The sequence below is a fragment of the Streptomyces sp. CRN 30 genome, assembly GCF_034105845.1.
This window is the reverse complement of record NZ_JAVRHI010000531.1, coordinates 1-8095: the sequence shown is the minus strand read 5'-3', so window position 1 is coordinate 8095 and position 8095 is coordinate 1. Positions and strand designations below refer to the sequence as shown.

General features: G+C 73.0%; 9 protein-coding genes and 1 pseudogene. 4 read left to right on the top strand and 6 right to left on the bottom strand.

Annotated features, from left to right (window positions below; translation table 11 throughout):
• On the top strand, positions 1–206 hold a 206-nt coding region (locus UW392_RS62010; protein WP_320784332.1), incomplete at its 5' end, for a DUF6214 family protein.
• Positions 207–261: 55 nt separating this feature from the next.
• On the opposite strand, the gene UW392_RS62005 is transcribed toward UW392_RS62010, so the two are convergent.
• The gene (locus UW392_RS62005) at positions 262–930 is read right to left on the bottom strand and encodes a DUF305 domain-containing protein (protein WP_320784331.1); all 669 of its coding nucleotides are present in this window, start codon (positions 928–930) and stop codon (positions 262–264) included.
• Between the two features lie 199 nt (positions 931–1129).
• Between UW392_RS62005 and UW392_RS62000 the strand changes: the two genes are divergently transcribed.
• Positions 1130–2641, top strand: a complete 1512-nt coding sequence (locus UW392_RS62000; RefSeq protein WP_320784330.1) for a hypothetical protein — start codon at positions 1130–1132, stop codon at positions 2639–2641.
• Here UW392_RS62000 and UW392_RS61995 read toward each other — a convergent pair.
• Positions 2629–3333: a helix-turn-helix domain-containing protein gene (locus UW392_RS61995; protein WP_320784329.1), complete on the bottom strand. Its 705-nt coding sequence runs from the start codon at positions 3331–3333 to the stop codon at positions 2629–2631. The two genes, UW392_RS62000 and UW392_RS61995, sit on opposite strands and share 13 nt — an antisense overlap.
• A gap of 171 nt (positions 3334–3504) precedes the next feature.
• Here UW392_RS61995 and UW392_RS61990 point away from each other — a divergent pair, with 171 nt between their 5' ends.
• Positions 3505–3876, top strand: a complete 372-nt coding sequence (locus tag UW392_RS61990; protein WP_320784328.1) for a hypothetical protein — start codon at positions 3505–3507, stop codon at positions 3874–3876.
• Between the two features lie 10 nt (positions 3877–3886).
• Here UW392_RS61990 and UW392_RS61985 read toward each other — a convergent pair whose 3' ends face one another.
• From UW392_RS61985 to UW392_RS61970, 4 genes are all read right to left on the bottom strand, one after another.
• Positions 3887–4603 carry an HAD-IA family hydrolase gene (locus UW392_RS61985; RefSeq protein WP_320784327.1) on the bottom strand — a complete coding sequence of 239 codons (717 nt, stop codon included), beginning with the start codon at positions 4601–4603 and terminating at the stop codon, positions 3887–3889.
• 113 nt (positions 4604–4716) lie between these two features.
• On the bottom strand, positions 4717–5406 hold the full coding sequence (locus UW392_RS61980) for a phosphatase PAP2 family protein (RefSeq protein ID WP_320784326.1): 690 nt from the start codon (positions 5404–5406) through the stop codon (positions 4717–4719).
• Positions 5407–5495: 89 nt separating this feature from the next.
• Positions 5496–6431, bottom strand: a complete 936-nt coding sequence (locus UW392_RS61975; RefSeq protein WP_320784325.1) for a M56 family metallopeptidase — start codon at positions 6429–6431, stop codon at positions 5496–5498.
• A 138-nt stretch (positions 6432–6569) separates the two neighbouring features.
• Positions 6570–7139 (bottom strand): DUF5134 domain-containing protein, encoded by a 570-nt coding sequence (locus UW392_RS61970; protein ID WP_320784324.1) that lies wholly within the window; start codon positions 7137–7139, stop codon positions 6570–6572.
• 169 nt (positions 7140–7308) lie between these two features.
• On the opposite strand from UW392_RS61970, the pseudogene UW392_RS61965 reads away from it, so the two are divergent.
• Positions 7309–7932 (top strand): annotated as a pseudogene (locus UW392_RS61965) (FUSC family protein); the annotation flags it as partial.
• Positions 7933–8095 lie beyond the last annotated feature (163 nt).

Genomic DNA, 8095 nt, shown 5'->3' with positions numbered 1-8095 from the left:
CGGCCCGGCCGTTCGGGGCGGACGGCGCGGACGGCGCGGACGCGCGGCGGCTCGCGGCGCGCGCGTACCGGGCCGCCCAGGAGCGGGGCGGCGACCCCGTCCTGGCGGTGATGAGCGCGACGGGGCACGGCCGCCGCGCCTCGCTCCGGCTGATCGGCCGGGCGCGCGACGCCGGACTGCTGACGCCGCGCCGGGCCCGCCGCTGACCCGCACCGCGGTCACAGCGTCTCGCGCACGGGGTCACAGCGTCCGCTCGCGCGGTCACAGCATCTCGCGCATCCGGGAGATCTCGCTCGTCTGCTGGGCCACCACGTCGTCGGCCATCTCCTCGACGCGCAGGTTGTTGCCCTGCGCCTTCACCTCGGTGGCCATCGTGATCGCCCCCTGGTGGTGAGTGATCATCAGAGTGAGGAAGAGCCGGTCGAACGCCTCGCCCTCCGCCGCGCGCAACTGCTTCAGCTGGGCGTCGGTCGCCATCCCCGGCATCGTGGCGTGGTCGTGCCCGCCCCCGCTCTCCGTCTCCTGCTGGCCGTACGTGTCCAGCCAGCCCCGCATGGCCTCGATCTCCGGCCCCTGCGACGCGGCGATCCGCTCGGCGAGCCGCTTCAGCGGCGTCGACTCCGCGCGCGTGGCGACCAGTTCGGTCATCTCCAGCGCCTGAGCGTGGTGCTGGATCATCATCCGCGCGTAGTCGACGTCGGCCGAGTTCGGGGAGTCGTCCTCCGCGCGCTGCTCCTGCGCCTCCTGGGCGGAGAGCGTGCGGTTGGAGCCGCCCGGCTCGCCCGGGGCGATGACCGAGGGGCCGGAGGAGGCGGCCGAGCCGGCCTCGTCGCCGGACCCCGAGTCACAGGCCCCGAGCGCGAGTACGGCCGCGACCGTCAGTGAGGCCGTGACGAGTGACGACGCACGGAACGCGGGACGGAAGGGCACAACGACCTCCTGTGGCAGCCGGTACGGAGGACACCTCGTGAGTGTCGTGACCGTCCTAGCACGCTTCCGCACGTCACTGATCAGAAAACTTCATTACGAGTCTGTTGCCCCCTGTTGGTATGAGCATGGCGAAGACGATACTGCGGGGTGCGTGAACCGTTCCCACGCGGATGACGCGGACGGAACCAGGGAGGAAGCAGTGATCCTGTTGAACGACCCGAGCACCACGAGGACCCGGCGCAGACGCCTGGGAGTCGCGGCGGCGGCCGTCGGACTGCTGTCCGCGCTGCTCACCGCCGGACCGGCGGTCGCGACCCCCGACCCGGGGGACGGATCGGCCACCTCGAAGGAGGTCTCGAAGAGCGCGCGGGCCGAGGCGCGCGCGGCGATCGAGAGCGGGGACATACCCGGTCAGGACGAGATCGTCCACTCCGACAACATCGAGCACCTCGTCAACATCCCGAAGGACGTGCTGCCCGGCACCAACTCGGACCTCGCCTTCCAGGGCAAGTACGCCTTCGCGGGCAACTACGACGGCTTCCGCGTCTTCGACATCAGCAACCCGAAGAAGCCGAAGACCGTCTCCCAGGTGCTCTGCCCCGGTTCGCAGAACGACATCTCGGTCTCCGGTGACCTGCTGTTCCTGTCGACCGACTCCTCGCGCAGCGACGACAGTTGCAACAGCACCACACAGCCCGTGACCGAGAAGTCCTCCTGGGAGGGCATGAAGGTCTTCGACATCAGCGACAAGCGGAACCCGAAGTACGTCGCCGCCGTCGAGACCGCCTGCGGCTCGCACACCCACACGCTGGTGCCCGAGCGCCGCAACGTCTACGTGTACGTCTCCTCGTACTCGCCGAACGCCAGCTACCCCGACTGCCAGCCGCCGCACGACGGCATCTCCGTCATCAAGGTGCCGCGCAACGCGCCCGAGAAGGCGAAGGTCGTGGGCTTCCCGGTGCTGTTCCCCGGTGAGGGCGCCGACGGCGGCGGCAACCCGGGCGCGCCCACCAACCCCGGCGTCTCCAAGACCACCGGCTGCCACGACATCACCGTGCTGCCCTCGAAGGACCTCGCGGCGGGCGCCTGCATGGGCGACGGCATCCTGTTCTCCATCAAGGACCCGGAGCACCCGAAGGTCATCGACCAGGTCCAGGACAACGTCAACTTCGCGTTCTGGCACTCCGCGACCTTCAACCAGACCGCCAAGAAGGTCGTCTTCACCGACGAGCTCGGCGGCGGCGGCGCGGCCACCTGCAACGCCGAGATCGGCCCGGACCGCGGCGCCGACGGCATCTACGACATCGTCGGCAAGGGCGAGAAGAGCAAGCTCGTCTTCCGCAGCTACTTCAAGATCCCGCGCCACCAGGCCGACACCGAGAACTGCGTCGCCCACAACGGCTCGCTGATCCCGGTCAAGGGCAAGGACATCATGGTCCAGGCCTGGTACCAGGGCGGCGTCTCCGTCTGGGACTTCACGGACTCCTCGAAGCCGAAGGAGATCGGCTACTTCGAGCGCGGTCCGATCAGCACCGAGACGATGGTCACGGGCGGTTCGTGGTCGGCGTACTACTACAACGGCCACATCTACTCGAACGACATCGCCAAGGGCTTCGACGTGCTGAAGCTCAGCGACCGGCGCACGGACGCGGCCAAGCGCGTCCACGTCGACGAGCTGAACGTCCAGACCCAGCCGGACTACTTCGACTGAGTCCCGACGGACGGGGTTCCGACTGATCCGGTGCCGGTGTCGGCACCGGTCGCGAAGTACCGCGACAGATCCGTGTCGCACGTCCCGCCGGGCACCTCGGTGTCCGGCGGGACGCCCATGTCCCGCTCCAGGCCGTAGCGCGCGAAGAGTTCGGCGCGCAGCACCGGCGCCTCCATCGGCGCCCCCGGCACCAGTACGGCGTAGACGGCCCCCATCAGCAGGGCCCGCAGCATCGGGTAGTCCCGGTCCACGTCGCACGAGCCGTGGCGGGCGACGGTGTCCCGCAGCAGTTCGGCCAGCCGCCGCTGCTCCGGGCAGGCCACGAACCCCTCGGCGTGCAACAGGCCCGCCATGTGCTGGCGCATCAGGACCGGCCGGTCCCGGGCCAGTCCGAGGATCGCGTCGATGGCCCGTGCCATCCGCTCCCGGCCGTCGTCCGCGCGGGGTTCGCGCTCCAGCGCCTCTTCCAGCACACGGTGCATCAGCCGGTGCACGGCGGACTGCACCAGCAGGCGCTTGCCGGGGAAGTAGTACGAGACCAGGCCCCGCGCCGACCCGGCGCGGTCGGCGATGTCGCCCAGCGTCGTGGCGTCGTAGCCGCGTTCGCCGACGAGTTCCACGGCCGCCCGGAGGAGCCGCTCCCTGGAACGCCTGCGCAACTCTTCATTGACCGAGGCGCTGCGCGGGGACATGCTGAAACTCCTGCGTTGACTGGCTGGCAGCCAACTATACTCAGCCGGACCGGACCTGCTCCGTTCCGGACGGGCCCGGCTGCCGCCCGCCTCGGGCGACGCGGGGGATCGCCCGAGGCGGGCGGCTCCCTGCGCGGGTGTCGTCGCGCGGGTGTCACGGGAAGGGCGTGCATGGACCACGTCGAGGTGCCGTACAGGATCTTCGAGCGGCTGCTCGCCGGTTTCGCCCGCGCCGAGGGCAAGGACATCGCCTTCTTCGGCCGGGACGCCGAGACGGTCGTCCCCGGGGACGCGTTCGGCGACGTCTTCGCCTGGCTCTGGGAGGAGCGCAGGGAGACCGCCGTGGCGGCCTTCGCCGACCTGCTGGCAGAGGCCAGGCGCGACGGCGACGTGGGCGACGAGGTACGGCTGGAGAGCCTGATCAACGGCCTGCGCTCGGCCCTCTTCCGGTCCCGGCTCGGCGAGGAGGAGACCTTCTGGGAGGTCGGCCGGACCCTGCGCGAGCACGTGCCCGACCACTTCGGGGGCCGCAGCGACCTGTGAGGTCCGTCGGCTACGTCCGCTCCGCCGGCCGGCGCGGCCGGCCCACCAGGCCCGGCACCGGGCGCAGCGCCGACGGGCGTTCGGCCACCGGCAGCGGGTCGACGAAGTGCACCGCGCAGCCCAGGGCCGCCGCGCCGCCGTCCGCGCGGCGGTCGTCACCGACCATGAGGGTCTCGGCGGGGTCCGCGCCGAGCGCCTCGCAGGCGAGGGCGAACAGCCGCGGGTCCGGCTTGCGGACGCCGTGCTCGTACGACAGCGCGTAGGTGTCGACGAAGGGGTCCAGTCCGTGCGCCCGGAAGACCGGGCGCGGGTCCCAGCCGATGTTGCTGACGACACCGACCGCGATGCCGCGCTCCCGCAGCGCGCCCAGCACCTCGGCGGCGTCGGGGTAGGGCAGCCACGCCGCCGGCGTCATGTGGCGCTCGTACAGCGCGTCGTACAGCGCCGGGTCCGGCAGCGGGACGCGGCGGGACAGTCCGGTGTACGCCGCGCGGTGCGCCGCGGACGTCTCGTCCCGGGTCTCCCACAGCGTGACCAGTTCGTCGGGCACCCGCAGCGGCGGTGCCCCGCCCGGCAGCGCGCCGGCCTCCTCCAACGCCCGCGCGGTGAGCGCGATCTCCGGCTCCGGCAGCCGGACCCCCACCTCGCCGAGCACCGTCCGCAGCCACGCCTCGGCGGACTCGATACGGAAGAGGGTCCCGGAGAAGTCGAAGAGCACGGCGGTCATGGCGGGATCTTAGAAGGCGGGGGCCGGGACAGGCCAGAGGGCCGGAACCGGCGGGGCGTACGGGTGCCGCTCGGCGGGTGCGGCGAGGGAGTGCGGCTCGCGGCCGGGCGTCCTCAGTCGCTCGGCCACGTGACGCCCCGCCCCCGGCGGTGCACCGTCACCGCCACGCACACCGTGAGCGCGCCCAGCAGCCAGCCCGCGACGACGTCCGTCGTCCAGTGGACCCCCAGCCAGACGCGGGTCACGCCGACCCCGGCCACGGAGACCGCGGCCACCGTCAGCGCGGCCAGGAGCGCGGCGCCCTCGGCACCGTGGCGGCGCACCAGCCACAGCAGCAGACCGCACGCGACCGTCGCCGTCATGGCGTGCCCGGAGGGGAAGGCCGCGTAGTGCGCGGTGTCCACCGGGTCGGGCCAGACCGGCCGCGCCCGGCCCACGGCGGCCTTCAGTGCCTGCTGCACGAGCGCGGCCACCGCCAGCGTCGCCGCCAGCCACACCGCCGTCCACCAGTCACCGCGCCGCAGCCCCAGCCACAGCACCACCCCCGCGCACAGCAGCCGCATCGTCCACGGGTCCCACACCCAGTCGGTCAGCACCCGGAAGGACCGGGTGACGCCGGTCTCCTCGACCGCCCAGCGGTGCGTGGTGCGCGCGATGTCGCCGTCCACGGCGAGCAGCGGACGCCACTCCGCCGCGACCAGGGTGAGCAGCAGCACCGAGCACAGCGCCAGAATCCAGGCGGCGCCGAGCACGGCACGGGGGCGCGACGGACGGGGCGGGGAGTCGAGGGACGGGGTCTGCATGGGGAGATCCTCGCCGAACCGGCCGCCCCGAAACCAATTGCCGCGGTACCGGACCCCGGTCCTCCGCGCGGCCGGACGGCGGCGGACCCTCAGCCCAGGGCGCGCAGCCCCGGTGCGAACGCCACGAACACCGGCACCACCGGCACCAGCGAGGCCGCCGCCGTCAGCCGCAGCCGCCGAACCGCCGGCAGCCGGTCGGCCGGGGTCAGCAGCCGGTGCACCCGCTCGCGGATCTGTGCGTGGGGGGCCGGGCACGGGCCGAACACCCCGCGGTCCTCGTTCAGTTCCACCAGGGCGAGGGCGGTCGTCAGCCGGCCGAAACGCCGTGAGGCCACGTCGTCGGCGGCGAGTTCGACCAGCCGGTGCACCTCGTCGCGGAACGCGGCGAACACCGGCACCTGCGGGAACCCGCCCGCCAGCGCCGCCGAGCAGTGCAGCAGCCAGTCGTGCCGTGCCTGCGCGTGCCCGCGTTCGTGCGCCAGTACGGCGTCCAGCTGCCGGCCCTTGAGCCGGCGCAGCGCCGCCGTGGTGACGACGAGCCGCGGTGGAGTGCCGGGCAGCCACCAGGCGTCCGGCCGTTCGCCCTCCAGGACCACCAGCCGGTCGCCGCCGGTCGCCTCGCCCGGCAGCAGCGGGGCGCGCTCGCGCAGCTCCGCGCGGCGCAGCCGGCGCCGGGCACGGGCCCGTACCACCTCGCGGACCAGCATCGCCGCGCTCCACAGTCCGCCGCAGGCCAGCGCGACCGCCGTGGTCGCCGCCCAGTGCCCCGCCGTACCGAGCGCGTACGCCTGCCCGACCGCGCGCGGCGCCGTCCCGAACACCTGGCTGCCCACCACGTGCCAGGCGGCCGCCGCGCTGAGCGTCATCGACAGGGCGCAGCAGACCAGGACCGCCGCCACCGCGCACTGCCATGCCCAGAGCGCGACCACCGGCTCGCGGTCCGGCCAGTCGGCGCGGGCGAGCAGCCGGGGAGCGGCGACGGCGACGAGGGCGCCCAGCAGAAGCAGGGCGAGGGGGAGGATCATGCGGGCAGCCTATTGAGGAGCGGGGGGCCGGACACGGCCCGGCAGAGCAAAGTGACGCAGGCAACGGTTGCGCATCCTGGCTTCCGGGCGCTTCGGGGCGTCCCCGATGTCCCGGGCACCCTGGGCACCCTGGGTGTCTCAGAGTGTCAGGAGCATCGCCAGCATCCCGATCCCCATCGACAGCCGGCACGCGCGGGCCACCTCCGGTCGGTCGCCCCAGCCGCCGGCGGACGGGGACCGGGACGGGTCCGGTGCCGGACCGGCCACCACGGCCACCGGCACCAGGCGCACCCCGGCCAGCAGGACGTACCCCGTGAAGTAGAGCAGCAGGGCGCCGGTGAGCGGCGGGAATCCGGAACCCCCGTGGACGTGCCCGTGGCCCGGGGAGCCGGCCATCACCAGTGACATGTAGACCATCGCCCCGGCGCCGACCAGGTGGTGCAGGTGGTGGCGGCTGTTCCGGGCGGCCCACAGCGCCCGCAGCGCCGCCGCGCCGAACACCGCCGCGTACGCGGGCCAGGCCCACGCCGGCGGGGTGAACACGGCCGCGGGCACGGCCATCAGGGCCATGCCGAACCCCATGAGGGCCTCACCGCCCGCGGCGCGGCGCTGCTCCTCGACATCGCTGCGCATCCGCAGCAGGCAGTAGGCGCCGGTCGCCGCGCACAGCGCGACCAGCAGCCAGCCGGAGGACGCCGGTCCGTGCACGCGCACCTCCCCCTCATGTCGTCGTGTCAGTCGAGGGATGCCCGGAGCGCGCGGCGCGCACGCGAGCGCGCGGAGGCATCCGGGGAGCGCGACGCGGTGGGTGCGGCGCGCCTCCCGGATGTCCCCGCCGTCAATCTTTTACAGATAAAACACCTGCTAAAGTATGTGTATGAGCAGTGCGACCCCCACCTCCGAGACACCCCGCAGCCGCCGCCTCCCCCTCGCGGGCGTGCTGCGTCCGCGCCGCCCCTCCGACATCTGGTTCAAGCCCGCGCTCAGCTCGGTCGTCTCCCTCGCACCGCCCAACCTCACGCTGCTGGCGCTCGGCCGCCTCGACCTGGCCATGTACACGATGGCCGGGTCCATGTGCGCGCTCTACGCCCACAACCGGCCCTACGCCGCTCGGGCCCGCGCCCTGGTCTGGGTGATCCTCGGCATGGTCGGCGGACTCGCCGCCGCCCTGGTCGCCGCGTCGCTCACCGACAGCGCCCTCGTGCTCGTGACCGTCGGCGCGCTGCTGGCCGCCGTGCAGAAGGTGCTGTGCGACGCCACCCGGATCGGCCCGCCGGGCAACGTCGTCCTCAGCTTCATCAGCTCGGCCGCCCTCTTCGTGCCGCAGACCCTCGGCCAGATACCCGGCCACATCGGCCTGGCCCTCGCGGCGGGCGTCTGGGCCTGGATCGTCGGCATGGCACCCGGCCTCCTCCGCCCCCACGGGCCCGAGCGCCGCGCCACCGCCGGTGCCCTGCGCGCCGCCGCCGCGTACGCCGACACCCGCGGCACCGGCGACGGCGTGTAGCCGTTGCCGCTGGCGATAGCCATCGCCTGGCGCGCCATGCGGCTGCGCAGCGCATCGATTTCAATCACGGAAACACCCTCTTACAGTCAGAACGATTCGGCATAAATCATAATTTAAAACTCGCCATTTCTACAGCCAGTTGTAGAAATAGGCAAGA